At 72.4% G+C, this 25399-nt stretch carries 22 protein-coding genes; 3 read left to right on the forward strand and 19 right to left on the reverse strand.

Annotated elements, in window-relative coordinates; genetic code table 11:
• On the reverse strand, positions 1–675 hold the full coding sequence (gene rpe, locus LIV37_RS10215) for a ribulose-phosphate 3-epimerase (protein ID WP_020867039.1): 675 nt from the start codon (positions 673–675) through the stop codon (positions 1–3).
• A 191-nt stretch (positions 676–866) separates the two neighbouring features.
• Here rpe and LIV37_RS10220 point away from each other — a divergent pair, with 191 nt between their 5' ends.
• Entirely contained in the window at positions 867–1799 is a 933-nt protein-coding gene (locus tag LIV37_RS10220) for a serine hydrolase (RefSeq protein ID WP_121825630.1), read from the forward strand.
• A 24-nt stretch (positions 1800–1823) separates the two neighbouring features.
• On the opposite strand, the gene LIV37_RS10225 is transcribed toward LIV37_RS10220, so the two are convergent.
• The 3 genes from LIV37_RS10225 to fmt all read right to left on the reverse strand — a co-directional run bounded on the left by LIV37_RS10225 (position 1824) and on the right by fmt (position 6399).
• Complete coding sequence (locus LIV37_RS10225; RefSeq protein WP_121825629.1) at positions 1824–3296, reverse strand: RsmB/NOP family class I SAM-dependent RNA methyltransferase; 1473 nt, start codon at positions 3294–3296, stop codon at positions 1824–1826.
• A gap of 43 nt (positions 3297–3339) precedes the next feature.
• Positions 3340–5355, reverse strand: coding sequence for an ABC transporter ATP-binding protein (locus LIV37_RS10230; RefSeq protein WP_020867042.1), 2016 nt, complete (start codon positions 5353–5355; stop codon positions 3340–3342).
• Positions 5356–5466: 111 nt separating this feature from the next.
• Positions 5467–6399, reverse strand: a complete 933-nt coding sequence (gene fmt, locus LIV37_RS10235) for a methionyl-tRNA formyltransferase (protein WP_020867043.1) — start codon at positions 6397–6399, stop codon at positions 5467–5469.
• Between the two features lie 301 nt (positions 6400–6700).
• On the opposite strand from fmt, the gene LIV37_RS10240 reads away from it, so the two are divergent.
• Complete coding sequence (locus LIV37_RS10240; protein WP_020867044.1) at positions 6701–7216, forward strand: hypothetical protein; 516 nt, start codon at positions 6701–6703, stop codon at positions 7214–7216.
• A gap of 47 nt (positions 7217–7263) precedes the next feature.
• On the opposite strand, the gene LIV37_RS10245 is transcribed toward LIV37_RS10240, so the two are convergent.
• From LIV37_RS10245 to pyrR, 14 genes are all read right to left on the reverse strand, one after another.
• A complete protein-coding gene (locus LIV37_RS10245) occupies positions 7264–9429 on the reverse strand; it encodes a primosomal protein N' (protein WP_121825628.1) in 2166 nt (721 codons plus the stop codon).
• A 103-nt stretch (positions 9430–9532) separates the two neighbouring features.
• Positions 9533–10741 (reverse strand): methionine adenosyltransferase, encoded by a 1209-nt coding sequence (metK, locus tag LIV37_RS10250; RefSeq protein ID WP_020867046.1) that lies wholly within the window; start codon positions 10739–10741, stop codon positions 9533–9535.
• Between the two features lie 276 nt (positions 10742–11017).
• Complete coding sequence (coaBC, locus tag LIV37_RS10255; protein WP_020867047.1) at positions 11018–12226, reverse strand: bifunctional phosphopantothenoylcysteine decarboxylase/phosphopantothenate--cysteine ligase CoaBC; 1209 nt, start codon at positions 12224–12226, stop codon at positions 11018–11020.
• A gap of 141 nt (positions 12227–12367) precedes the next feature.
• Positions 12368–12628 carry a DNA-directed RNA polymerase subunit omega gene (gene rpoZ, locus LIV37_RS10260; protein WP_020867048.1) on the reverse strand — a complete coding sequence of 87 codons (261 nt, stop codon included), beginning with the start codon at positions 12626–12628 and terminating at the stop codon, positions 12368–12370.
• Positions 12629–12686: 58 nt separating this feature from the next.
• Entirely contained in the window at positions 12687–13253 is a 567-nt protein-coding gene (gene gmk / locus LIV37_RS10265) for a guanylate kinase (RefSeq protein WP_078639846.1), read from the reverse strand.
• Positions 13254–13301: 48 nt separating this feature from the next.
• Complete coding sequence (locus LIV37_RS10270) at positions 13302–13625, reverse strand: integration host factor (protein ID WP_009713618.1); 324 nt, start codon at positions 13623–13625, stop codon at positions 13302–13304.
• Between the two features lie 203 nt (positions 13626–13828).
• Positions 13829–14689 carry an orotidine-5'-phosphate decarboxylase gene (gene pyrF, locus LIV37_RS10275; protein ID WP_020867050.1) on the reverse strand — a complete coding sequence of 287 codons (861 nt, stop codon included), beginning with the start codon at positions 14687–14689 and terminating at the stop codon, positions 13829–13831.
• A 183-nt stretch (positions 14690–14872) separates the two neighbouring features.
• Positions 14873–15982, reverse strand: coding sequence for a quinone-dependent dihydroorotate dehydrogenase (locus tag LIV37_RS10280; protein ID WP_020867051.1), 1110 nt, complete (start codon positions 15980–15982; stop codon positions 14873–14875).
• Between the two features lie 80 nt (positions 15983–16062).
• Positions 16063–19374, reverse strand: coding sequence for a carbamoyl-phosphate synthase large subunit (gene carB, locus LIV37_RS10285; protein ID WP_020867052.1), 3312 nt, complete (start codon positions 19372–19374; stop codon positions 16063–16065).
• A complete protein-coding gene (gene carA / locus LIV37_RS10290; protein WP_020867053.1) occupies positions 19367–20506 on the reverse strand; it encodes a glutamine-hydrolyzing carbamoyl-phosphate synthase small subunit in 1140 nt (379 codons plus the stop codon). Before carA ends, carB begins: the two co-directional genes overlap by 8 nt.
• Positions 20503–21123, reverse strand: a complete 621-nt coding sequence (locus tag LIV37_RS10295; protein ID WP_185057957.1) for a PH-like domain-containing protein — start codon at positions 21121–21123, stop codon at positions 20503–20505. The genes carA and LIV37_RS10295 overlap by 4 nt, the downstream gene beginning before the upstream one ends.
• Positions 21120–22415: a dihydroorotase gene (locus tag LIV37_RS10300; protein WP_121825627.1), complete on the reverse strand. Its 1296-nt coding sequence runs from the start codon at positions 22413–22415 to the stop codon at positions 21120–21122. The genes LIV37_RS10295 and LIV37_RS10300 overlap by 4 nt, the downstream gene beginning before the upstream one ends.
• Positions 22416–22417: 2 nt before the next feature.
• Positions 22418–23398 carry an aspartate carbamoyltransferase catalytic subunit gene (locus LIV37_RS10305; RefSeq protein ID WP_020867056.1) on the reverse strand — a complete coding sequence of 327 codons (981 nt, stop codon included), beginning with the start codon at positions 23396–23398 and terminating at the stop codon, positions 22418–22420.
• 139 nt (positions 23399–23537) lie between these two features.
• On the reverse strand, positions 23538–24119 hold the full coding sequence (pyrR, locus tag LIV37_RS10310) for a bifunctional pyr operon transcriptional regulator/uracil phosphoribosyltransferase PyrR (RefSeq protein ID WP_020867057.1): 582 nt from the start codon (positions 24117–24119) through the stop codon (positions 23538–23540).
• 222 nt (positions 24120–24341) lie between these two features.
• On the opposite strand from pyrR, the gene bldD reads away from it, so the two are divergent.
• On the forward strand, positions 24342–24842 hold the full coding sequence (bldD, locus tag LIV37_RS10315; protein ID WP_014174965.1) for a transcriptional regulator BldD: 501 nt from the start codon (positions 24342–24344) through the stop codon (positions 24840–24842).
• Between the two features lie 103 nt (positions 24843–24945).
• On the opposite strand, the gene nusB is transcribed toward bldD, so the two are convergent.
• Positions 24946–25398 carry a transcription antitermination factor NusB gene (gene nusB / locus LIV37_RS10320; protein WP_020867058.1) on the reverse strand — a complete coding sequence of 151 codons (453 nt, stop codon included), beginning with the start codon at positions 25396–25398 and terminating at the stop codon, positions 24946–24948.
• Position 25399: the final 1 nt, after the last annotated feature.

Below are 25399 nucleotides of genomic sequence, written 5' to 3' on the forward strand. Positions count from 1 at the left end.
TCATGAACCGGGGGTGCCGGTCGCCTTTTCGGCGAGGTGGCGCAGCTCCCGTACGGCCTTGGCCGGGTCGTCGGCGCCGTAGACGGCCGAGCCCGCGACGAACACATCGGCGCCCGCCTCGGCACACCGCTCGATGGTCTCGGCCGACACCCCGCCGTCCACCTGCAACCACATCTGAAGGCCGTGCCTGGCGATGAGCTGCCGGGTGCGCCGGATCTTCGGCAGCATGATGTCCAGGAACGCCTGGCCGCCGAAGCCGGGCTCCACGGTCATCACCAGCAGCATGTCCAGCTCGGGCAGCAGATCCTCGTACGGCTCGATGGGCGTGGCGGGCTTGAGCGCCATCGACGCCCGCGCGCCCTTGGCCCGGATCTCGCGCGCCAGCCGCACCGGCGCGGCCGCGGCCTCCACATGGAAGGTGACGGAGCCGGCGCCCGCCTCGATGTACTGCGGCGCCCAGCGGTCCGGGTCCTCGATCATGAGATGGCAGTCCAGCGGGGTCCGCGTGGCCCTGCCCAGCGATTCGACCACCGGCACACCGAGGGTGAGGTTGGGGACGAAGTGGTTGTCCATGACGTCGACGTGGAGCCAGTCGGCGCCTTCGACCGCCTTCGCCTCATCCGCCAGGCGGGAGAAGTCTGCGGACAGGATGCTGGGATTGATCTGCGGGGCCATGGCTCCAAGCCTCCCACGATCGGCGCCGGTCCATGGAGCCGGGATCTGATCATCGGTCCGGCTCGGATCGGCTCGGTCCCGCTCGGACCGCCTCGGTCCCGCTCGGACCGCCTCGGTCCCGCTCGGATCGACGGACGCCGGGGGAGACGAGATCATGAAGATGGTCGAGCACCCCCTACAGGCAACCCACCATGACGAGCGATCGAATACCCCGGCACCCCCGCACCGCGATGTGCGCGGCGCTCACAGCGGCCGTCGTCGCGGCGCCGGTCGCCGGGGCCGGGCCCGCCTCCGCGGCGGCCACGGCACCGCGGCCGGTCTGCGTCTCGCACCAGTCCGGGCTGGCCGGAAAGATGTCCAAGGACCTCGCCGGCGCGCTGCGCGGCCGGTCCGGAACCGTCGCGATCAGCCTCCGCGACCACACCACCCACACCCGCTGCACCCTGCGCGCGAACCAGAGGTTCGACTCCGCGAGCGTGGTGAAGGTGACGGTCCTGGGGACGCTGCTGTGGGACGCGCAGCGGCACCACCGGGGGCTGACCAAACGCGAGAAGACCCTCGCCAAGGCCATGATCACCAAGTCGGACAACGCCTCGACCAGCAAGCTGTGGAAGCAACTCGAGCCCGCCGGGGTCAAGGCGTTCCTGCGGACGGCCGGAATGGACGCCACCGTGCCCGGCAAGGACGGCTACTGGGGCCTCACCCGGATCACCGCGAACGACCAGGAGCGGCTCCTGGACCTGATCACCCACGCGAACACGGTGCTGACCGACGCCTCGCGCACCTACGTCCTCACGCTGATGGGCAAGGTCATCCCCGAACAGCGCTGGGGCACCCCGGCCGGCGCCCCGGGCGGTACGAAGATCCATGTGAAGAACGGCTGGCTGGAGCGGTCCTCGCACGGCTGGCGGGTGCACAGCGTCGGCGCCTTCACCGGCGGCGGCCACGACTACACGCTCACCGTGCTCACCCAGGACGACCGCACCATGCGGGCGGGCGTGGCCACCATCGAGGCCGTGGCGCGCGCGGTGCACAGGGACCTCAACCCCACCGCCCACGCCCGTACGCTCTACGCCCCGACCGACCGGCCCGGGGAAGCGCTTCCGGCGGTCCCGGAGGACTGAACTCCCGGCCGGCCACGGGCGCGGTCAGCCGGTGCGGCGCAGCAGGGCCAGATACATGGCGTCCGTGCCGTGCCGGTGCGGCCACAGCTGGATGTCGGGGCCGTCGCCCAGCTCGGGCACCCCGGGCAGCAGCGGCCGGGCGTCGATCCACTCCGCGGAGACGGCCGCGCCGCCCCGCCCCTTGAGGACGTCCTCGACCACGGCCCGGGTCTCGGCCGGATGCGGGGAACAGGTGGCGTAGCCGACCACCCCGCCGATCCGCGCCGCGGCCAGCGCCTCCCGCAGCAGCCCGCGCTGGAGCGGGGCGAAGCCCTCGAGATCCTCGGGGCGGCGCCGCCAGCGCGCCTCGGGGCGGCGGCGCAGGGCACCCAGACCGGTGCAGGGGACGTCCACCAGCACCCGGTCGAAGGACTCCGGACGCCACGGCGGCCGGGTGCCGTCCGCGGCGATCACCTGGTACGGCCCGGGGTTGCCCGCCAGGGCCCCGGCCACCAGCCGGGCCCGGTGCGGCTGCTTCTCGGCGGCCAGCAGCGAGGCACCGCGCTCCGCGCCGAGCGCGGCGAGCAGCGCGGCCTTGCCGCCGGGACCCGCGCAGCCGTCCAGCCAGCGCCGGTCGTCCCCGTCCAGCGGGGCGTTCGCCAGCGCGAGGGCCACCAGCTGGCTGCCCTCGTCCTGCACTCCGGCCCGCCCGTCGCGCACCGCCTCCAGCGCCCCGGGCTCGCCGCCCTCGGTGAGCCGCACCGCGTACGGGGACCAGCGGCCGGGCACCGCGCTCTGCTCGCCGACCGCGGCCAGCAGCTCCCCGGGCGTGGACCTGCCGGGCCGGGCGACGAGGGTGACCTCGGGCCGTTCGTTGTCGGCGGCCAGCAGCTCCTCCATACCGGCGCTGCCGCCGCCGAGCGCGTCCCACAGCGCGGAGACGACCCAGCGCGGATGCGAGTGGCGGACGCCCAGATGCTCCTCGGGGTCCTCGTCGTACGGCGGGGCGACCCGCTCCAGCCAGCCGTCGAGGTCATGCGTGGCGATCTTGCGCAGTACGGCGTTGACGAACTTGGCCCGGCCGTCGCCGAGCACCACCCGGGCCAGCTCGACGCTCGCCGAAACGGCGGCGTGGGTGGGGATACGGGTCCCGAGCAACTGGTGGGCGCCGAGGCTCAGTACATCGAGCACGGGCGGATCCACCTCGCGCAGCGGGCGGTCCACGCATTCGGCGATGACCGCGTCGTAGGTGCCCTGGTGGCGCAGGGTGCCGTAGACCAGCTCGGTGGCGAGCGCCGCGTCCCGGGAGTCGAACCGCGGCCCGCTGCCGGCCTCCGCGCTCTCCCGCGCCTTGCGCAGCAGGGGCGGGAGGACGAGGTTGGCGTACGCGTCCCGTTCGTCGACCGCCCGCAGCGCCTCGAAGGCGAGGATCCGCACGGGGTCCTTCTGCGGGCGGCGGTAGGGCTTGCCAGGCCGGTTCGGGGCGTGGGGACGGCGACGACGGGGCTGGTCGGTCACGGGAAATGTGCTCCGGGGGACGGATCGGGCTGAAGGGACCAGCCTACGTCGCCGGGGCGTCGGCGGTCGTGGGACCGCCGTCCAGGGCCGCTCCGTCCACGATGGCTCCTCCCACGATGGTTTCGTCCACGATGCCTCCTTCCACGATGGCTCCGTCCACGGTCGCGCCGTTGACGGCAAGTCCGTCGTCAACACTCGTCGGCTGCTCGAACTGGGTGCGGTACAGCTCCTCGTAGCGGCCCCCGGCGGCCAGCAGCGCGGTGTGCGTACCGCGCTCCACGATCCGCCCGTCCTCCACGACCAGAATGAGATCCGCCGCCCGGACCGTGGACAGCCGGTGGGCGATCACCACCGCGGTTCGCCCGTCCAGCGCCTCGCCGAGCGCCTCCTGGACATCCGCCTCCGAGGTGGAGTCCAGATGCGCGGTGGCCTCGTCGAGGATCACCACCCGGGGCCGGGCCAGCAGCAGCCGGGCGATGGTCAGCCGCTGGCGCTCACCGCCGGAGAGCCGGTAGCCGCGCTCGCCCACGACGGTGTCCAACCCGTCCGGCAGCGCCGCGATCAGACCCTCGAGACGGGCCCGGCGCAGTACCTCCCACAGCTCCTCGTCGGTGGCCTCCGGCCGGGCCAGCAGCAGATTGGCGCGGATCGAGTCGTGGAAGAGATGGCCGTCCTGCGTGACCATACCGAGGGTGGCGCGGATCGAGTCGGCCGTCAGATCGCGGACGTCCACCCCAGCGAGCCGTACGGCGCCGCCGTCGGCGTCGTAGAGCCTCGGCAGCAGCTGCGCGATGGTCGACTTCCCGGCGCCGGAGGAGCCCACCAGCGCGACCATCTGGCCCGGTTCGGCGCGGAAGGACAGCTGGTGCAGGACCGGGACGCCACCGCGGGTGTCCAGGGTGGCGACCTCCTCCAGGGAGGCGAGGGAGACCTTGTCCGCGGCCGGGTAGCCGAAGTCGACGCGGTCGAACTCGACGGACACCGGCCCCTCCGGGACCTCCCGGGCGTCCGGCTTCTCCTTGATCAGCGGCTCGAGGTCGAGCACCTCGAAGACCCGCTCGAAGCTGACGAGCGCGCTCATCACCTCGACCCGCGCCCCGGCCAGCGCGGTCAGCGGCGCGTACAGCCGGGTGAGGAGCAGCGCGAGCGCGACGACGGCGCCGGGGTCGAGCCGCCCGTGCAGCGCGAACCAGCCGCCGAGGCCGTAGACCAGGGCGAGGGCCAGGGCGGAGACGAGGGTCAGGGCGGTCACGAAGGAGACCTGCACCATCGCGGTCCGCACCCCGATGTCCCGCACCCGCCGGGTCCGCGCCGCGAACTCGGCGGACTCGTCGGCGGGCCGCCCGAACAGCTTGACCAGCGTCGCCCCGGGCGCGGAGAAGCGCTCGGTCATCTGGGTGCTCATCGCGGCGTTGTGCGCGGCCGCCTCGCGCCGCAGCTTCGCCAGCCGCCCGCCCACCCGGCGCGCGGGCAGCAGGAAGACGGGCAGGAGTACCAGCGTCAGCAGGGTGATCTGCCAGGAGATCCCGATCATGACGACGAAGGTGAGGAGCAGCGTCACCACATTGCCGACCACTCCGGAGAGGGTGTCGCTGAACGCCCGCTGCGCGCCGATGACGTCGTTGTTGAGCCTGCTGACCAGCGCCCCGGTGCGGGTCCGGGTGAAGAACGCCACCGGCATCCGCTGGACGTGGTCGAAGACGGCGGTGCGCAGATCGAGGATCAGCCCCTCGCCGATGTTCGCCGACAGCCAGCGGGTCACCAGCCCGAGCCCCGCCTCCGCCACGGCGATCGCGGCGATGAACCCGGCCAGCCAGAGCACCGTGCCCTGTCCCGAACGGTGGACGATCGCGTCCACCACCCGGCCCGCCAGCAGCGGCGTCGCCACCGCGAGCACCGCCGTGACCGTGCTCAGCACCAGGAACAGCAGCAGTTGGCGACGGTGCGGACGGGCGAAGGCGCCGATGCGGCGCAGCGTCTCGCGGGAGAAGGGCCGCCGGTCGTCCTGGGCGTTGGCCGTCTGATACAGGGAATGCCAGGCGGTCGATTGCATGTCCATCACGTACCTCCGAGGTCTCATGAGGAACGTAGGACTTCAACCTAGGTTGAAGTCAACGCCCGTCGCCCGGCGCGTCCGTAGCCCAGGTCCGGTTTCGGCGCGGCGGTCCGCTCAGACCCCGAGCCGCTCGCCCTCCGCGATCCGGACCCCGCGCGCCCAGTCCGCCGCGAGCATCGGCTTCTTGCCCTGCGGCCGCACCCAGGTCAGCTCGACGGCATGGCTGCCGGTGCCCACGTACACGGCCTTCTTGGTGGCGGCCGGCAGACCGGGCTCCAGATCCGTACGGTCCGCAACCGGCCGCGCCGAGACGACCTTCAGCCGCTCCCCCCGGAAGGTGGTCCACGCGCCCGGAGCGGGGGTGCACGCGCGCACCAGCCGGTCGACGCGCAGCGCGGGCGCCGTCCAGTCGATCTCCGCGTCCTCGACGGTGATCTTCGGGGCGAGCGAGATGCCCTCGGCCGGCTGCGGCACCGGGCGCAGGGTGCCGTTCTCGATGCCGTCCATCGTCGCCTCGAGCAGCCCCGCACCGGCGAAGGCGAGCCGCGTCAGCAGATCGCCGCTGGTGTCGGTGGCCCGCACCTGCTCCGTCACCACCCCGAACACCGGCCCGGAGTCCAGCCCTTCCTCGATCTGGAAGGTCGAGGCGCCGGTCATCTCGTCGCCCGCCAGCAGGGAGTGCTGCACGGGGGCCGCGCCCCGCCAGGCCGGGAGCAGCGAGAAGTGCAGATTGACCCAGCCGTGCGCGGGGATCTCCAGCGCGGCTTTGGGCAGCAGCGCGCCGTAGGCCACCACCGGGCAGCAGTCCGGCGCGATCTCGGTGAGCCGGGCCAGGAACTCCGGATCGCGCGGCTTGGCGGGCTTGAGCACCTCGATCCCCGCCTCCTCGGCCCGCTCGGCGACCGGGCTGGCCACCAGCCGGCGGCCGCGTCCGGCGGGCGCGTCGGGACGGGTCACCACGGCCACCACCTCGTGCTTCTCGGACGCGATCAGCGCGTCCAGAGCGGGCAGGGCGACCTCGGGGGTACCGGCGAAGACGAGCCTCATGGGTGGCGAACTACCTCTCACACAGCGGATACGGCGGGAACGTCGCGAACAGCGTCTGAAGTCTATGGTCCGCCGTCCGAGGGGGCGTACGAGCGGACTGCCGCACGCCCCGGACCGTGACCGACGGGCGGGTGCCGCGTTGGTCAAGGCAGATTGACCGCATCGGGCCGCTGTCGCGGCCCGATCCATTTCCCGCCGTCCGTCCGACTCCCGGTCCACCCCCAGCCCTCCCCCCCAACTCCCCCGACTCATCCCCATCCATCCCCCATCCCCCGTCAACGCCGGTTCGAGAGGCTTGTTCATGGCCGACCACGCAACTCATGACGCCCAGGCACGGGCCAGCCTGCACCTCCTGGTCCGGGACATCGAGCGGGTCCGCCGACAGGTGGACGCGCTGCGCACGCTCACCGCCCAGCTCGGCAATGTCTACCGCCCCCGTCGCACCGGCCCGTCCGCCGGTTTCGTGGTCTACGGACGCGCCCCGGCCCCCACCGTGCGGCTCGCCCAGGAACTGCGGGACAGCGTCGAGACGCTGGTCACGGCCGCGGTCGACTTCGACCGCTCACTCGGCTTCTCCTGGGACGCGGTGGGCTCCGCGCTCGGCGTCACCAAGCAGGCGGTGCACCGCCGTTACGGCGCCCGCCGGGCCGCCGCGCAGAACGCGACCGAGGGCGGCGAACCGTCCACGGGCCGCCCCGCCGAACCCGCCCCCCTGCCCTCGGTGCCCGCCGCCCGCACGGTCCCCCCGCAGTCGACCCCGTCCCTCCGCGAGGACCCCCGCCCGAGCGCGTTCCCGAGCCCCCGGCCGTCCCTCTGAAAGCTCGGTTCTCCCCCGGCCACCGCCGGGAGGTGCCCCCGCCGGGCTCACCCGATGTCCAGGGGATCCACCCGCACCGCGGGGTCCCTGTCCCCCCGGGCCAGGCGGCGGGCCTTCGCCTCCTTGAGGGCCGCCGCGAGGGCGCTGCCCTGGCCGGGGCGGACCCGTAGCAGGGCGCGCTCCCAGACCTCGCCCGCGGGCGGGTCCCCGGGGCGGCGCGGGCGGCCGGGAGGCGGTGGGGGCAGCGGGACCGGACCCAGGGTCTCGGCCCCCTCGGGGAGCCGGGTCGAGGCGATCAGCTCGGCCACCGCCTCCGCGGGGCCGGTCACGGCCGCCATCCGGGAGATCGGCGGGAAGCCCAGATCGGACCGCTCGGCCAGCTCGCGCGCCGCGTAACCGGCCGGGTCCCAGCGCACCAGCGCCTGGACGGGCCGCAGCGTCGGCTCGGCCATGATCACCACCGTGCCGCCCCGGCCGTCGTCGTCCTCCTCCCCATGGCCGCGGACCAGCGACGCCGCCTCCAGCCAGTGGCGCAGCGCGTCCTCGCCCGCGCGCAGATCGGGGCGGCCGAGCAGGGCCCAGCCGTCGAGCAGCAGCGCCGCGGCGTAGCCGCCCTCCGCGACCGGTTCGGCGCCCGGTGTGCTCACGACGAGCGCCGGACGGTCGGGGACGGACGTCAGCACATGGTCACGGCCCGAGGTGCGGACGGGCACGGACGGAAAGGCGCGGCCCAGCTCCTCGGCGGTGCGCCGGGCGCCGACGACGGACGCCCGCAGCCGGACGCCCCCGCATTCGCGGCAGTGCCAGGCGGGCTCGTCCCGCCCGCACCAGCCACACACCAGATGGTCCGCGTCCCGCGCCTCCAGGGGGCCCGAGCAGTGCGCACAGCGCGCGGGCTCCCGGCAGCGCTCACAGGCCAGCTTCGGCACATAGCCCCGGCGCGGCACCTGCACCAGCACCGGGCCCCGGGTCAGCGCCTCCCGTACGGTCTGCCAGGCGATCGTGGGCAGCCGGGCGGCGCGGGCCTCGGCGTCCCGGGCCACCTCGCCCTCGTCGACCGTACGGATCAGCGGGGCGGCCGCCCGGACCCGCTCGCGGTCGGCTTCGAGCGGCCGGGCCCAGCCGTTCTCCACCAGCTGGGCGGCCTCGACGGTGCGGCCGAGGTCGCCCAGCAGAAAGCCGGTCTTCTCATGGACGGCGCGCAGCAGCAGCACGTCGCGGGCATGCGGCTGCGGCAGCCGGTCGTCGCTGTGGCTGCGGTCCCCGTCGTCCCAGATCCCCACCAGCCCGAGGTCCCGGACCGGTGCGAACATCGCGGCCCGGGTGCCCACCACCGCCCGCACCGAGCCCCGGCTGACCGCCAGCCAGCGGCGGTAGCGCTCCTCGGGCCCGAGGTCGGCGGTGAGCAGCACATGCCGCCCCGGGCCGCCGAGCACCTCCGTGAGCGCGGCGTCCACCCGCTCGGCGGTCCGCCCGTCGGGCACGACGACGAGCGCCCCGCGCCCGGACGCGAGCGTGGCGGCCACGGCGGTGGCCCACTCCCGGGGCCAGTGCGGCCCGGGCAGCGCGGTCCATACGGCACGCGGCCGGTCCCCGCGCGCCAGCGCCTCCAGGAACCCGGGCCCGGCCGGATAGCGCGCCCAGCTCCCCGGCGCGGGCGGCTCCGGCGGGGGCAGCGGCGGCGGTGACGGCTCACCCTCGGCACGGGCGTTGCGCTTGGGCAGGGCCAGCTGGAGCACATCGGCGAGCGACCCGGCATACCGGTCGGCGACCGCCCGGCACAGCGCCAGCAGCCCGGGCCCCAGCACCTGCTCCGTGGAGACCACCTGCGCGAGGGCGGCCAGCGGGCCCCGGTAGTCGGACTCGGCGACGCGCTCGATGATGTACCCGTCGAGCAGCCCGCCCCCCTCGCGCCGGCCCTCGCGCACCTTCCCCGCCCCGGCCCCGAACCGCACCCGCACCCGCACCCCGGGCCGGGCCTCGGCGTCCATCTCGGCCGGCACCGCGTAGTCCCACAGCTTGTCGAGGTGGACCGGCCCCTTGTCGACCAGCACCCGCGCCACCGGCCGCTCCGCGGCCAGCGCCGCCCCCCGCCAGGTCCGCGGCTTGGCCTTGGGCACCTTGGCCTTGCGCACCGTCTCCCGAATGAGCGCGAGCTGCTCCCCCTCCGGCACCTCCGCCGAATCCCTCGGCCGCTCGTCGTCCCTGCTCACAGATCAAGTCTTAGCAGACCGCACGGACAGGAAGGCGAGCGAAGGCCCGGACGCCGCAGGGGCGTCCGGGCCTTCGTCGGGGTCCGGGGATCGGGCCGGGGGCTTACAGACCCGCCGCCGCGCGGAGGGCGTCGACGCGGTCGGTGCGCTCCCAGGTGAAGTCGGAGTGCTCACGGCCGAAGTGGCCGTACGCCGCGGTCTGGGCGTAGATCGGGCGGAGCAGGTCGAGGTCGCGGATGATCGCGGCCGGGCGGAGGTCGAAGACCTGGGAGATGGCCTTCTCGATCTTCTCGGCGTCGACCGCCGCCGTGCCGAAGGTCTCGACGAAGAGGCCGACCGGCTCGGCCTTGCCGATGGCGTACGCGACCTGCACCTCGCAGCGCTGGGCGAGGCCGGCGGCCACCACGTTCTTGGCGACCCAGCGCATGGCGTAGGCGGCGGAGCGGTCGACCTTGGAGGGGTCCTTGCCGGAGAAGGCGCCGCCGCCGTGGCGGGACATGCCGCCGTAGGTGTCGATGATGATCTTGCGGCCGGTGAGGCCGGCGTCGCCCATGGGGCCGCCGATCTCGAAGCGGCCGGTGGGGTTGACCAGCAGGCGGTAGCCCTCGGTGTCGAGCTTGATGCCGTCCTCGACCAGCTCGTTCAGCACGTGCTCGACCACGAATTCCCGGATGTCGGGCGCCAGCAGCGAGTCAAGGTCGATGTCGGAGGCGTGCTGCGAGGAGACGACGACGGTGTCCAGGCGGACCGCCTTGTGGCCGTCGTACTCGATGGTGACCTGGGTCTTGCCGTCCGGGCGCAGGTAGGGGATGGTCCCGTTCTTGCGGACGTCGGACAGCCGGCGGGAGAGCCGGTGCGCCAGGTTGATCGGCAGCGGCATCAGCTCGGGTGTCTCGTCGCAGGCGTACCCGAACATCAGGCCCTGGTCGCCCGCGCCCTGCTTGTCCAGCTCGTCCTCGTCGCCCTCGACCCGGAGCTCGTAGGCGGAGTCCACACCCTGGGCGATGTCCGGGGACTGTGAGCCGATCGACACCGAGACGCCGCAGGAGGCGCCGTCGAAGCCCTTCTTCGACGAGTCGTAGCCGATTTCGAGGATCTTGTTCCGCACGAGCGCCGCGATCGGCGCGTACGCCTTGGTCGTCACCTCGCCGGCCACGTGCACCAGGCCGGTGGTGATCAAGGTCTCGACCGCGACCCGGGAGTGCGGGTCCTCCCGCAGAAGGGCGTCGAGAATGGTGTCGCTGATCTGGTCAGCGATCTTGTCGGGGTGACCCTCGGTGACAGATTCCGAGGTGAACAGGCGGCGGGACACATCGCTCCCTGGGGTTGCAGCGGCTGCTGGCTGATCATGGTCGGGACCGCGCGGGGGCTGCGCCCGATGCGGTTCCTGGGCCAGTTTATCCGGCACGTCCACCGGTCAAGCATCCCCGTCCCACAGAACGGGCAGGCCCGTGACCGGGAACATACCTTGCCTCAGGCCGAAATACAGCCCCACCCCGCCGTGGCAGGAATGTGTCATGAGCCCGATCGGCCGTGTCCCGCCCCTGCCGAACCTGTGGAGAAGTCCCGGCAAGCCTCCGTCCCGCGCTCAGCCCAGGCGGCGGGCCACCAGGTCCCAGACGGTGTCGGCGAGCGCGCCCTTGGGGCCGTACGGCACGGGCGTCTCGGTGCCGTCGGCGCCGAGCACCACGGCCTCATTGGTCTCGGCGCCGAAGGTCTTGTGCTCCCCGACCTCGTTCACCACCAGCAGATCGCAGCCCTTGCGGGCCAGCTTCGCGCGCCCGTTCGCGAGCACGTCGTCGGTCTCGGCGGCGAAGCCGACCACGATCTGACCGGGGCGGGCGCGCTCCGCGGAGATCTCGGCGAGGATGTCCGGATTCCGTACCAGGGCGACCGGCTCGGGCTCCTGGCCATCGCGCTTCTTGATCTTCCCCTCGGCGTACCGCGCGGGGCGGAAATCGGCGACGGCGGCGGCCATGACCACGGCGTCGGCGTCCGCGGCGGCCTTGAGGACGGCCTCCCGCAGCTGTGCCGCGGTGCCCGCGCGCACCACGTCGGCGCCGGCCGGGTCGGGCAGCTCGCTGTTGGCCGAGACGAGCGTCACCCGCGCGCCCCGGGCGACGGCGGCGCGGGCCAGGGCGTACCCCTGGCGGCCGGTGGAGCGGTTGCCGAGGAAGCGCACCGGGTCCAGCGGCTCGCGGGTGCCTCCGGCGCTGACCACGACATGGCGTCCGGCCAGATCGGCGGTGAGCGCCTCGCTGCCGCGGGCCAGCACCCGGCGGCAGACCTCGAAGATCTCCCCGGGGTCCGGCAGCCGCCCCTTGCCGGTGTCCACGCCGGTCAGCCGCCCCACGGCGGGTTCGATGACGATGGCGCCGCGGCGGCGCAGCGTCGCCACGTTCTCCTGGGTGGCGGGGTGCTCCCACATCTCGGTGTGCATCGCGGGCGCGAAGACGACCGGACAGCGCGCGGTGAGCAGCGTATTGGTGAGCAGGTCGTCCGCCAGGCCGTGGGCGGCCTTGGCGAGCAGACCGGCGGTGGCGGGGGCGATCACGACCAGATCGGCGGACTGGCCGATGCGGACGTGGGGCACCTCGTGGACGGACTCCCAGACCTCGGTCGTCGCCGGATGCCCGGACAGCGCCGACCAGGTCGCCTCGCCGACGAAGTGCAGCGCCGAGGCGGTCGGCACGACGCGTACGTCATGGCCGGACTCGGTGAGACGGCGCAGCAGCTCGCACGCCTTGTAGGCGGCGATCCCGCCACTGACGCCCAGGACCACCTCGGGCTTGTCCATCGCTCGGCTCTCCCCACCGGGTACGTCGTATGCCGCATCGGGCGTTACGTCCAGTCACGGTACGCCGGGTCGGTTCACGTACCCATGACACACCACGGGCCCGGCATCGCTGCCGGGCCGATGGCGCAAGCGATCCGAAACCTACTGGGCGGGGCCCTCGATGGCCTCGGAGGTCAGCAGGCCCGCGTTGATCTCACGGAGCGCGATCGAGAGGGGCTTCTCGTGGACGTGGGTGTCCACGAGGGGGCCGACGTACTCGAGCAGGCCCTCACCGAGCTGGGAGTAGTACGCGTTGATCTGACGCGCGCGCTTGGCCGCGTAGATCACCAGGCTGTACTTGGAGTCGGTGGCCTCGAGCAGCTCATCAATCGGAGGGTTGATGATCCCCTCGGGCGCGGTCATGGGAGAGGACACTCTCTAGCCTTCCTTATTTCGCCTGATGGCAAGAGTGAATCGAAGATCAAGCCACTCGCATCAAGGCTAGCAGCTCATTCGCCACGTCCTCGACGGAGGTATTGACCAAGGTCGTATCGAATTCTGACTCGGCGGCCAGCTCGGTCCGCGCGGCCTCCAGCCGCCGCTCGATCACCTCGGGCGCCTCGGTGCCCCGGCCGGTGAGCCGACGCACCAGCTCCTCCCAGCTCGGCGGAGCGAGGAAGACCAGCTGCGCCTCCGGCATGGACTCGCGGATCTGCCGGGCGCCCTGCAGATCGATCTCCAGCAGCACCGGCTCGCCCGCTCCGAGGCGGTCCATGACCGCCTCGCGCGGGGTGCCGTAGCGGTTGCCCGCGAATTCGGCCCACTCCAGCAGCTCACCATTGGCTATGAGCTTGTCGAACTCCCCGTCGTCCACGAAGAAGTAATGGACGCCGTCCCGCTCCCCGGGGCGCGGTCGCCGGGTCGTGGCGGATACCGAGAGCCAGACCTCGGGGTGTTCCTTGCGCATATGGGCGACGACCGTGCTCTTGCCGACCCCGGAGGGGCCGGAGAGCACGGTCAGTCGCGGTCGTGCGGAGTGTGCTGCCATGGAGCGATTATCCAGGTTCCCGGGAGCGCCTGGAAACGCCGGGCCGGGTCAGCCGGCGGCGCCGCCGAACTCACGCTCGAGCGACGCGATCTGGTTGGAGCCCAGACCCCGCACACGACGGCTCTCGGAGATGCCGAGCCGCTCCATGATCTGCTTGGCGCGGACCTTGCCGACGCCGGGCAGGGACTCGAGGAGAGCGGACACCTTCATCTTGCCGATGACATCGTTCTCCTGGCCCTGCTTGATGACCTCGTGCAGGGAGGCGCCGGAGTGCTTGAGTCGATTCTTGACCTCGGCGCGCTCCCGGCGAGCCGCGGCGGCCTTTTCTAGCGCGGCTGCGCGCTGTTCAGGGGTAAGGGGCGGAAGAGCCACGCCTACGTCACCTCGGATGTCGAACTGTCGGATATGGACCGGTGAGGAACCTAGTCGCCCCTCACCTGGGGAGCAACGCGCAACGCAGCGCGCGTTCGCTCTCGTCGGAGACTAGCGGCCGATCCCGCTCCAGTCAGCGAGAACAGACGAAAAGTCCTGGTCAGACTCGCTCGACTCGGACATTTACGGACAAAGCAGCCGGGTTATTCGGCCACGGCACGCACTTCATCAGCCATTCGGGAGGCCGCCGCGACCAGCGACGCGGCGTCCGGACCGTGCCGGAGCACCCCCCGGCTGACGCTCGGAAGAACATTTCGCACCGCCGCGCCGAACACCGCCGGAAGATCGGCGGGGGTCGCGCCCTGGGCCCCGATGCCGGGGGCCAGCAGCGGCCCGTCGATCGCCAGATCGGCGCCCAGCCGGTGCGCGGTGCCGCCGAGCGTGGCCCCGACGACGGCCCCGTACGAGCCGAGGCGGCCCTCCGCGGCCTCGGCGGCGTTCTCGGCCTTGAGCGCGGTCAGCACGGAGGCCGCCACGGTCGTCCCGTCGGGCCGTACCGCGTGCTGCACCTCCGCGCCCTCCGGGTTGGACGTCAGCGCCAGCGCGAAGACGCCCGCTCCCGCCGCCCGCGCCGCCTCCAGCGCCGGGCGCAGCGAGCCGAAGCCGAGGTACGGGCTGACGGTGACCGCGTCCGAGAACAGCGGGCCGGCCGGATCCAGATAGGCGGAGGCGTACGCGGCCATGGTCGAGCCGATGTCGCCGCGCTTGGCGTCCATCAGCACCAGCGCCCCGGCGGCGCGGGCGTCGGCGACGGCCCGCTCCAGCACCGCGATGCCGCGGGAGCCGAACCGCTCGAAGAAGGCCGACTGCGGCTTGAGGACGGCGACCTTGCCGGCGAGGGCGTCGACAACCGTACGGGTGAACCGCTCCAAGCCCGCGATGTCGTCCCCGAGCCCCCAGTCGGCGAGCAGCGAGGCGTGCGGGTCGATGCCGACGCAGAGCGGGCCGCGGGCGTCCATGGCGCCGCGCAGGCGCGCACCGAAGGGTTCGGCGGTGTCGGTCACGGGGGTCTCCTTGGGGGTTCTGGGCTGCTGACCGGGTGGGTGGTGTCCCCTCCCCGCCCCTTCCCGATCCTGGGGGCACGCCCCCAGGCCACCAGGCCCCCGGGCGGCCCGGGGCCGGAGGGCCGGGGCCGCTCGCGGCGGGGTCTGGGGCGGAGCCCCAAGGGCGGGATGGGCGGGAAGCCGCTACGCCGTCGGCTCCGGCGCGTCCGCGCCGATCGCGTCGGCGAGCGTGGCGTACGGGCTTTCGGCGAGCCGGGCCGCCAGGCCGTGGTGGATCTCGCGGGTCCAGAACGGCCCGCGGTAGATGAACGCGCTGTAGCCCTGTACCAGCGTCGCCCCCGCGAGGATGCGCTCCCAGGCGTCGTCCGCGGTCTCGATCCCGCCGACCCCGACCAGGGTCAGCCGGTCCCCCACCCGGGCGTACAGGCGGCGCAGCACCTCCAGGGAGCGCGCCTTGAGGGGCGCGCCGGACAGGCCGCCGGTCTCGGCGGTGAGCCGGGCGGGGGAGGTGAGGCCGAGGCCGTCGCGCGCGATGGTGGTGTTCGTCGCGATGATGCCGTCCAGACCGAGCTCGACCGCCAGATCGGCGACCGCGTCCACGTCCTCGTCGGCGAGATCCGGCGCGATTTTGACCAGAAGTGGCACCCTGCGGCCGGTGACCGTGCGGTCCGCGGCCTCGCGGACCGCGGTCAGCAGCGGCCGCAGATGGTCCACGGCCTGGAGATTCCGCAGCCCGGGGGTATTGGGCGAGGAGACGTTGACGACGAGGTAGTCGGCGTGGGCGGCGAGCCGCTCGGTGGAGGTCACATAGTCGGCGACGGCCTCCGCCTCCGGGACGACCTTCGTCTTGCCGATGTTGACGCCGACCGTCGTGCGGAAGGCCGGGCGCCGGGCCGCGAGGCGGGCCGCGACCGCCGCCGAGCCCTCGTTGTTGAAGCCCATCCGGTTGATCAGGGCGCGGTCGGCGACCAGCCGGAAGAGCCGCCGCTTGGGGTTGCCGGGCTGCGGCTGGGCGGTGACCGTGCCGATCTCGACATGGTCGAAGCCCAGCATGGCCATGCCGTCGATCCCGGCGGCGTTCTTGTCGAATCCGGCGGCGAGCCCGAAGGGCCCGTGCATCCGCAGGCCCAGCGCCTCGGTGCGCAGCGCCTTGTCACGTGGGGCGAGGACGGCCGCGACGAAGGTGCGCAGGACGGGGACACGGGCGGCCAGCCGGATCCAGCCGAAGGCCAGGTGGTGGGCCTTCTCCGGGTCCATGCGCCGGAAGAGCAGGTTGAAGAGCAGCGAGTACATGAGGGGCTTTCTGCGCACGGCGGGAAGGGAGGCTCGCGAAGCGGGGAGGGGGACACCGACCGGTGTCCCCCTCCTTCGCCTCACTCCTCGCGGGCGGCGGTCAGATGTTCCGCGTGTTCCTGGAGCGACCGGACGCCGACCGCGCCCCGGCCCAGCGCCTCGATGCCCTGGACGGCGGCCGCGAGCGCCTGGACGGTGGTCAGGCACGGGACGCCGCGGGCGACGGACGCCGTACGGATGTCATAGCCGTCGAGCCGGCCGCCGGTGCCGTACGGGGTGTTGACGATCAGGTCGACCCCGCCCTCGTGGATGAGCTGGACGATGGTCTTCTCGCCGTTCGGGCCCTCGCCCTCGCTGTGCTTGCGCACCACGGTCGCGTTGATCCCGTTGCGCTTGAGCACCTCCGCCGTGCCCGAGGTGGCCAGCAGCTCGAAGCCGAGGCCGACCAGCTCCCGGGCCGGGAAGATCATCGAGCGCTTGTCGCGGTTGGCGACGGAGACGAACGCGCGCCCCTTGGTCGGCAGCGCGCCGTACGCCCCGGCCTGCGACTTGGCGTAGGCCGCGCCGAAGACCGAGTCGATGCCCATGACCTCGCCGGTGGAGCGCATCTCCGGGCCGAGGATGGTGTCCACCCCGCGCCCGGAGGCGTCCCGGAACCGGCTCCAGGGCATCACGGCCTCCTTGACGGAGATCGGCGCGTCCATCGGCAGCGTGCCGCCGTCGCCGCTGGAGGGCAGCAGCCCCTCGGCGCGCAGCTCGGCGATGGTGGCGCCCAGCGAGATCCGGGCCGCGGCCTTGGCCAGCGGTACGGCGGTGGCCTTGGAGGTGAAGGGCACGGTACGGGAGGCGCGCGGATTGGCCTCCAGCACATAGAGGATGTCCCCGGCCATCGCGAACTGGATGTTGATCAGCCCGCGGACGCCGACCCCGCGCGCGATGGCCTCGGTCGAGGCGCGCAGCCGCTTGATGTCGAAGCCGCCGAGGGTGATCGGGGGCAGGGCGCAGGCCGAGTCGCCGGAGTGGATCCCGGCCTCCTCGATGTGCTCCATGACGCCGCCGAGGTAGAGCTCCTCGCCGTCGTAGAGCGCGTCCACGTCGATTTCTATGGCGTCGTCGAGGAAGCGGTCGATCAGCACGGGGTGCTCGGAGATCAGCCCGGCGTGCCGCTCCAGGTACGCGGCGAGCGAGGGCTCGTCGTAGACGATCTCCATGCCGCGGCCGCCGAGCACGTAGGAGGGGCGGACCATGACCGGGTAGCCGATCTCGGCGGCGATGCCCTTGGCCTGCTCGAAGGAGAAGGCGGTGCCGTACTTGGGCGCGGGCAGCCCGGCCTCGGTGAGCACCCGGCCGAAGGCGCCGCGCTCCTCGGCGAGGTTGATCGCCTCGGGCGAGGTGCCGACGATCGGCACGCCGTTGTCCTTGAGCGCCTGGGCCAGGCCCAGCGGGGTCTGGCCGCCGAGCTGGACGATGACCCCGGCCACCGGGCCCGCCTGCGCCTCCGCGTGGACGATCTCCAGCACGTCCTCCAGGGTGAGCGGCTCGAAGTAGAGCCGGTCGGAGGTGTCGTAGTCGGTGGAGACGGTCTCCGGGTTGCAGTTGACCATGACGGTCTCATAGCCCGCGTCATGCAGCGCGAAGGAGGCGTGGACGCAGGAGTAGTCGAACTCGATACCCTGGCCGATGCGGTTGGGGCCCGAGCCGAGGATGATCACCGCGGGGGTCTCGCGCGGGGCGACCTCGGACTCCTCGTCGTAGGAGGAGTAGAAGTACGGGGTCCGGGCGGCGAACTCGGCGGCGCAGGTGTCGACCGTCTTGTAGACGGGCCGGATGCCCAGCGCGTGCCGCACCTCGCGGACCACGTCCTCGCGCAGCGAGCGGATCCCGGCGATCTGGGCGTCGGAGAAGCCGTGCCGCTTGGCCTCGGCGAGCAGCTCGGGGCCGAGCTTGTCGGCGGCGGCGATCTCGTCCGCGACCTCCTTGATCAGGAAGAGCTGGTCCACGAACCACGGGTCGATCTTCGTGGCGTCGAAGACCTCCTCGGGGGTGGCTCCGGCGCGGATGGCCCGCATCACGGTGTTGATCCGGCCGTCGGTGGGCACGACCGCCTCCCGGAGCAGCTCGGACTTCGTCCCGGGCTCCCCGGTGAAGTCGAACTGGCTGCCCTTCTTCTCCAGCGAGCGCAGCGCCTTCTGGAGCGCCTCGGTGAAGTTGCGGCCGATGGCCATGGCCTCGCCGACCGACTTCATGGTGGTGGTGAGCCGGGCGTCGGCGGCCGGGAACTTCTCGAAGGCGAAGCGCGGCACCTTGACCACGACATAGTCGAGCGTGGGCTCGAAGGACGCCGGGGTCTCCCGGGTGATGTCGTTGGGGATCTCGTCCAGGGTGTAGCCGACGGCCAGCTTCGCGGCGATCTTGGCGATGGGGAAGCCGGTGGCCTTGGAGGCGAGCGCCGAGGAGCGGGAGACGCGCGGGTTCATCTCGATGACGATGACCCGGCCGTCCTCGGGGTTGACCGCGAACTGGATGTTGCAGCCGCCGGTGTCGACGCCGACCTCGCGGATGACGGCGATGCCGATGTCCCGCAGGATCTGGTACTCGCGGTCGGTGAGCGTCATCGCCGGGGCGACGGTGATCGAGTCACCGGTGTGCACGCCCATGGGGTCGAAGTTCTCGATGGAGCAGACGACCACGACATTGTCGTTGCGGTCGCGCATCAGCTCCAGCTCGTACTCCTTCCAGCCGAGGATGGACTCCTCCAGGAGCACCTCGGTGGTCGGCGAGAGGGCCAGGCCCTGCCCGGCGATCCGGCGCAGCTCGTCCTCGTCGTGGGCGAAGCCGGAGCCCGCGCCGCCCATGGTGAAGGAGGGGCGGACCACGACGGGATAGCCACCGAGCTCCTCGACGCCCGCGAGGACGTCGTCCATGGAGTGACAGATGACCGAGCGGGCGGACTCACCGTGGCCGATCTTGGCCTGGACGGCCTCGACGACCTCCTTGAACTGGTCGCGGTCCTCGCCCTTGTGGATCGCCTGGACATTGGCGCCGATCAGCTCGACGGCGTACTCCTCGAGGGTGCCCGCCTCATGGAGGGAGATCGCGGTGTTGAGCGCGGTCTGACCGCCGAGGGTGGGCAGCAGCGCGTCGGGGCGCTCCTTGGCGATGATCTTCTCGACGTACTCCGGGGTGATCGGCTCGACATAGGTGGCGTCGGCGATCTCCGGGTCGGTCATGATCGTGGCCGGGTTGGAGTTGACCAGGATGACCCGCAGGCCCTCGGCCTTCAGCACCCGGCAGGCCTGGGTGCCGGAGTAGTCGAACTCGGCGGCCTGGCCGATGACGATCGGGCCGGAGCCGATGACCAGAACGGACTGGATGTCGGTGCGCTTAGGCACGCTGGCCCTCCATCAGGGACACGAAGCGGTCGAAAAGGTACGCGGCGTCATGCGGACCGGCGGCGGCTTCGGGGTGGTACTGGACGCTGAACGCGGGGCGGTCGAGCAGCCGCAGCCCCTCGACCACGTTGTCGTTGAGGCAGACGTGGGAGACCTCGGCGCGGCCGAAGGGGGTGTCGGACGGCGCGTCGAGCGGGGCGTCCACGGCGAAGCCGTGGTTGTGGGCGGTGACCTCCACCTTGCCGGTGGTGCGGTCCTGCACCGGCTGGTTGATCCCTCGGTGGCCGTACTTCAGCTTGAAGGTGCCGAAGCCGAGCGCGCGGCCGAGGATCTGGTTGCCGAAGCAGATGCCGAACAGCGGCGTGGAACGCTCCAGCACGGCCCGCATCAGGGAGACGGGGTGGTCGGCGGTGGCCGGGTCGCCGGGGCCGTTGGAGAAGAAGACCCCGTCCGGGTCCACCGCGTAGACGTCCTCGGCGGTGGCGGTCGCGGGCAGCACGTGCACCTCGATGCCGCGCTCGGCCATCCGCTGCGGGGTCATGCCCTTGATGCCCAGGTCGATCGCGGCGACGGTGAACTTCCTGGTCCCGATCGCCGGGACGACGTAAGCCTCCTCGGTGGCCACCTCGCCGCTGAGGTCGGCGCCCTTCATCTGGGGGGCTTCGCGCACCTTCGCCAGCAGCGTGGCCTCGTCGGCGAGTGCCCCGCCGGAGAAGATGCCGACGCGCATGGCGCCGCGCTCGCGCAGATGGCGGGTGAGGGCGCGGGTGTCGATCCCGCTGATGCCGACGACGCCCTGGGCGCCGAGCTCGTCGTCGAGCGAGCGGCGGGAGCGCCAGTTGGAGGGCGTACGGGCCGGGTCGCGCACGACGTAGCCGGAGACCCAGATCCGCTTCGACTCCGGGTCCTCGTCGTTGACACCGGTGTTCCCGATGTGCGGGGCGGTCATCACGACGACCTGGCGGTGGTAGGAGGGGTCGGTCAGGGTCTCCTGGTAGCCGGTCATCCCGGTGGAGAACACGGCCTCGCCGAAGGTCTCCCCCATGGCCCCGTAGGCCCGGCCGCGGAAGGTGCGGCCGTCCTCCAGGACGAGGACTGCGGGGCTCGTGGCCCCCCTGTTGGAGGTGGTCATTGCGCGCCTTCCGTGTCGTGCGAGGGGGCGGCCGCTTCGCTGGGGCCGCCGGAGAGTTCGGTGAGGGCGTCCACCCACGCGGTGTGCTCGGCCGCGTGGTCGGAGCGGAAGCCCGAGTCGATCAGCCGGTCACCGTGGCTCCAGGTGATCACCAGCAGCCCGCCCTCGGCGAGGACCTTGCCCGCGATGCCCTTGTCGAGCCGGGCGCCGCGCAGCTCGGCGGTCGGGATGAAGAAGTCCTGCGCGCCGGGCCGTCCGACGCTCACGCCCTGGTCGGTGAGGGTGAGCTCGGCGCGGCTGCGGTTGCCGAGGCCATGGGCGACGATCCGGTCCAGCCACTGCCCGGCGGTGGTGGAGCCGTGGTAGCGGCCGCTCATCGAGAGCCTGGGCTCGCCGGGCTCGGCCGGGGCCTGGGGCAGCTCGGGGAGGTCGCCCTGGAGGGTGCCGCGCCACTTCCAGCCCTCGCGCATCAGCCAGTAGACCAGCGCGATGACCAGCAGCAGCCCGACGACCCAGCCGAAGCGGGCGGCCCAGTCCGTCACGTCCTGCGATTTCTGCTCGGCCGCGAGGCCCGCGAATCCCGCGAGGCCCGCCACCGGATGACTCGGAGTCGTCACGCCAGCTTCCCGTCCACAACCGTCGCCCGGCCCCGCAGGAAGGTGTACGTCACGCGGCCCGGCAGTTCGCGGCCCTCGTAGGGAGTGTTGCGGCTGCGGGAGGCGAAGCCCGCGGGGTTCACCACACCACGGTAAGCCGAGTCGAGCAGGGTGAGGTTGGCGGGCTCCCCGGCGGCGACGGGACGGCCGTGGCCGGTCAGGCGGCCGATGGCCGAGGGCCGCACCGACATCCGGTCGGCGACGCCCGTCCAGTCCAGCAGCCCGGTGTCCACCATGGTGTGCTGGACCACGGACAGCGCCGTCTCCAGGCCCACCATGCCCATGGCCGCCGCGCCCCACTCGCAGTCCTTGTCCTCGTGCGGATGCGGGGCGTGGTCGGTGGCCACACAGTCGATGGTGCCGTCGGCGAGCGCCTCACGCAGCGCCATCACATCGGCCTCGGTGCGCAGCGGCGGGTTCACCTTGAAGACGGGGTCGTAGGAGCGTACGAGCTCGTCGGTCAGGAGCAGGTGGTGCGGGGTGACCTCGGCGGTGACGTTCCAGCCCTTGGACTTGGCCCACCGGACGATCTCGACCGAGCCCGCGGTGGACAGGTGGCAGATGTGCACCCGGGAGCCGACGTGCGCGGCGAGCAGCACATCGCGGGCGATGATCGACTCCTCGGCGACGGCCGGCCAGCCGCCCAGGCCCAGCTCGGCGGAGACGACGCCCTCGTTCATCTGGGCGCCCTCGGTGAGGCGGGGCTCCTGGGCGTGCTGGGCGATGACGCCGTCGAACGCCTTCACATATTCCAGCGCCCGGCGCATGATCACCGCGTCGTCCACGCACTTGCCGTCGTCGGAGAAGACCCGCACCCCGGCGGCGGAGTCGTGCATCGCGCCCAGTTCGGCGAGCTTCTTGCCCTCCAGGCCCACGGTCACCGCCCCGATGGGCTGGACGTCGCAGTAGCCGGACTCCTTGCCCAGCCGCCACACCTGCTCGACGACGCCCGCGGTGTCGGCCACGGGGAAGGTGTTGGCCATGGCGTGGACGGCGGTGAAGCCGCCGATGGCGGCGGCCCGGGTGCCGGTGAGGACCGTCTCGGAGTCCTCCCGGCCGGGCTCGCGCAGATGGGTGTGGAGGTCGACCAGGCCCGGCAGCAGGATCTGCCCGGTGGCGTCGATGACGGTGGCGCCGTCCGCGTCGAGACCGGTGCCGACCGCGGCGACGCGCTCGCCCTCGATGAGCACGTCGCGCGGCTCACCGCCGAGCGGCTTCGCCCCGCGCAGCAGCGTCTTGTGGGTGTCGCTCATGGTCACTTGCTCTCCTCGGTGCGGGCGGCGGCGACGGCGGACTCGTTCCCGCCGAGCAGCAGATACAGGACGGCCATGCGGATCGAGACGCCGTTGGCGACCTGTTCGACGGCGGTGCAGCGGTCGGAGTCCGCGACATCCGCGGTGATCTCCATGCCGCGGTTCATGGGACCGGGGTGCATCACGATGGCGTGCTCCGGCATCCGCGCCATCCGGTCGCCGTCCAGGCCGTAGCGGCGGGCGTACTCGCGCTCGGTGGGGAAGAACGCGGCGTTCATGCGCTCGCGCTGGACGCGCAGCATCATCACGGCGTCGGTCTTGCCGACCACCGCGTCCAGGTCGTAGGAGACCTCGCAGGGCCAGCTCTCCACGCCGAAGGGGACCAGCGTCGGCGGGGCGACCAGGGTGACCTCGGCGCCCAGGGTGGACAGCAGATGGACGTTGGAGCGGGCCACCCGGCTGTGCAGGACGTCGCCGACGATGGTGATCCGGCGCCCGGCCAGGTCCTGGCCGGTGCCGGGGGCGTCCGGGCTCAGATGGCGGCGGATGGTGAAGGCGTCGAGCAGCGCCTGGGTGGGGTGCTCATGGGTGCCGTCGCCCGCGTTCACCACGGCGCCGTTGATCCAGCCGGAGGTGGCCAGCCGGTGCGGGGCGCCGGAGGCGTGGTGGCGGATCACCACGGCGTCCGCGCCCATCGCCTCCAGGGTGAGGGCGGTGTCCTTCAGGGACTCGCCCTTGGAGACCGAGGACCCCTTGGCGGAGAAGTTGATCACGTCGGCGGAGAGCCGCTTGGCGGCCGCCTCGAAGGAGATGCGGGTGCGGGTGGAGTCCTCGAAGAAGAGGTTGACGACGGTACGGCCGCGCAGGGTCGGCAGTTTCTTGATCGGCCGGTCGGCGAGCCGGGCCAGTTCCTCGGCGGTGTCGAGGATCAGGACGGCGTCGTCGCGCGAGAGATCGGCGGCCGAGATGAGGTGGCGCTTCATCCGGTTGCTCCGTGGGTGAAGGAGGTGTGCGGGCGTGCGGGCGGGCAGGCGCGGGGTCCGGTGACCTGGCGGCACCGGTGGTACGTCGGGCGGGTTCCCCCGGGGTCGCCGGGGCGGCACTCGCCGTCGGTGAGGGGCGCTACTTCCCGTCCGCTGGGGTGGTCCCGCGCAGCCCGAGGAGCACGCTGTCGCGGCCGTCCTCCTCGGTGAGCTGGACCTTGACCGTCTCCCGCAGCGACGTGGGGAGGTTCTTTCCGACGTAGTCGGCGCGGATCGGCAGTTCCCGGTGGCCGCGGTCGACGAGGACCGCGAGCTGGACCGCGCGCGGCCGCCCGATGTCGCCGAGGGCGTCGAGGGCGGCGCGGATGGTGCGGCCGGAGAAGAGCACATCGTCCACGAGGACCACGAGGCGGCCGTCGATGCCGTCGTCGGGGATCTCGGTGCGGGCGAGTGCGCGGGCCGGGCGCAGCCTCAGGTCGTCGCGGTACATCGTGATGTCGAGCGAGCCGACCGGGATCCGGCCGGGCTTGCCGGTGATCTCTTCGAGCCGGACGGCCAGCCGCCGGGCGAGAAAGACACCACGGGTGGGAATGCCGAGCAGCACCACGTCATCGGCGCCTTTGGCGCGCTCGACGATCTCGTGGGCGATGCGGGTGAGAACGCGCGCGATATCCGGTGCTTCCAGCACCGAGCGCGCGGTGTCCGAGGTGTTTGCGTCCATACGAAACGGACCTCCTTCTCCGCCTCACGGGACGGACCTTAAAGGACGGTCGGATTTGCGCCATTCACACTAGCAGGGGGACCGAGTGTCCCCGTCAACACCCCTGGCCGGAGCCCCTCCGCTCCGTTCGGCTTGACGAATGGAAATTACGCTGCGTAACCTCACAGTGAGTGACCAGCCGCGCGGCACAGCCGCACGTCGATACAGCGTCCGGGGAGCTTTATGTCCAGCGAATACGCCAAACAGCTCGGGGCCAAGCTCCGCGCCATCCGCACCCAGCAGGGCCTCTCCCTCCACGGTGTCGAGGAGAAGTCCCAGGGCCGCTGGAAGGCCGTGGTGGTGGGATCGTACGAGCGCGGCGACCGCGCCGTGACCGTGCAGCGTCTCGCCGAGCTGGCCGACTTCTACGGCGTCCCGGTGCAGGAGCTGCTTCCGGGCACAAGCCCGGCCGGGGCCGCCGAGCCGCCGCCGAAGCTGGTACTGGACCTGGAGCGACTGGCCCATGTGCCGGTCGAGAAGGCGGGCCCGCTTCAGCGGTACGCCGCGACCATCCAGAGCCAGCGTGGTGACTACAACGGCAAGGTGCTCTCGATCCGTCAGGACGATCTGCGCACCCTCGCCGTCATCTATGACCAGTCGCCGTCCGTGCTGACCGAACAGCTGATCAGCTGGGGCGTGCTGGGCGCCGACGCCCGCCGCGCGGTCCAGCACGAAGACGCCTGAGTCCCTCTTTCCCCGTTCACCAGCAGAAACGTGCCGCCGGGGGCGGTGGAGCCCTTCTGGGTCCTCCACCGCCCCCGGCGGCTTTGTCGTGTGATGAGCGCGGCTAGGCCTGGTGCTCGCGGGGCTCCTGCTCGCGACGCAGACTCGGCTTCAGCTCCTTGATGCGGCCCAGCAGGCCGTTGACAAAGGCCGGCGAGTCATCGGTGGAGAACTCCTTGGCGAGCTGCACCGCCTCGTCGATCACCACCGCGTCCGGGGTCGCGTCCTCCCACACCAGCTCATACGCGCCCAGCCGCAGGATGTTCCGGTCGACGACCGGCATCCGGTCCAGCGTCCAGCCCACCGAGTAGGTGGCGATCAGCTCGTCGATCCGGTCGATGTGCTGGGCATATCCCTCGACGAGCTGCATCGTGTATTCGCTGACCGGCGGCTGCCGGTCGTCGGTCCGGGCGAGCCGGATCCAGTCCGCGAGCACGGTCTGCACGGTGCTGCCGCGCTGATCGGCCTCGAAGAGGATCTGGAAGGCGCGCTTACGGGCCTTGTTGCGGGCAGCCACG

Origin of the sequence: Streptomyces rapamycinicus NRRL 5491, assembly GCF_024298965.1 — a bacterium.
Lineage (GTDB): Bacteria > Actinomycetota > Actinomycetes > Streptomycetales > Streptomycetaceae > Streptomyces > Streptomyces rapamycinicus.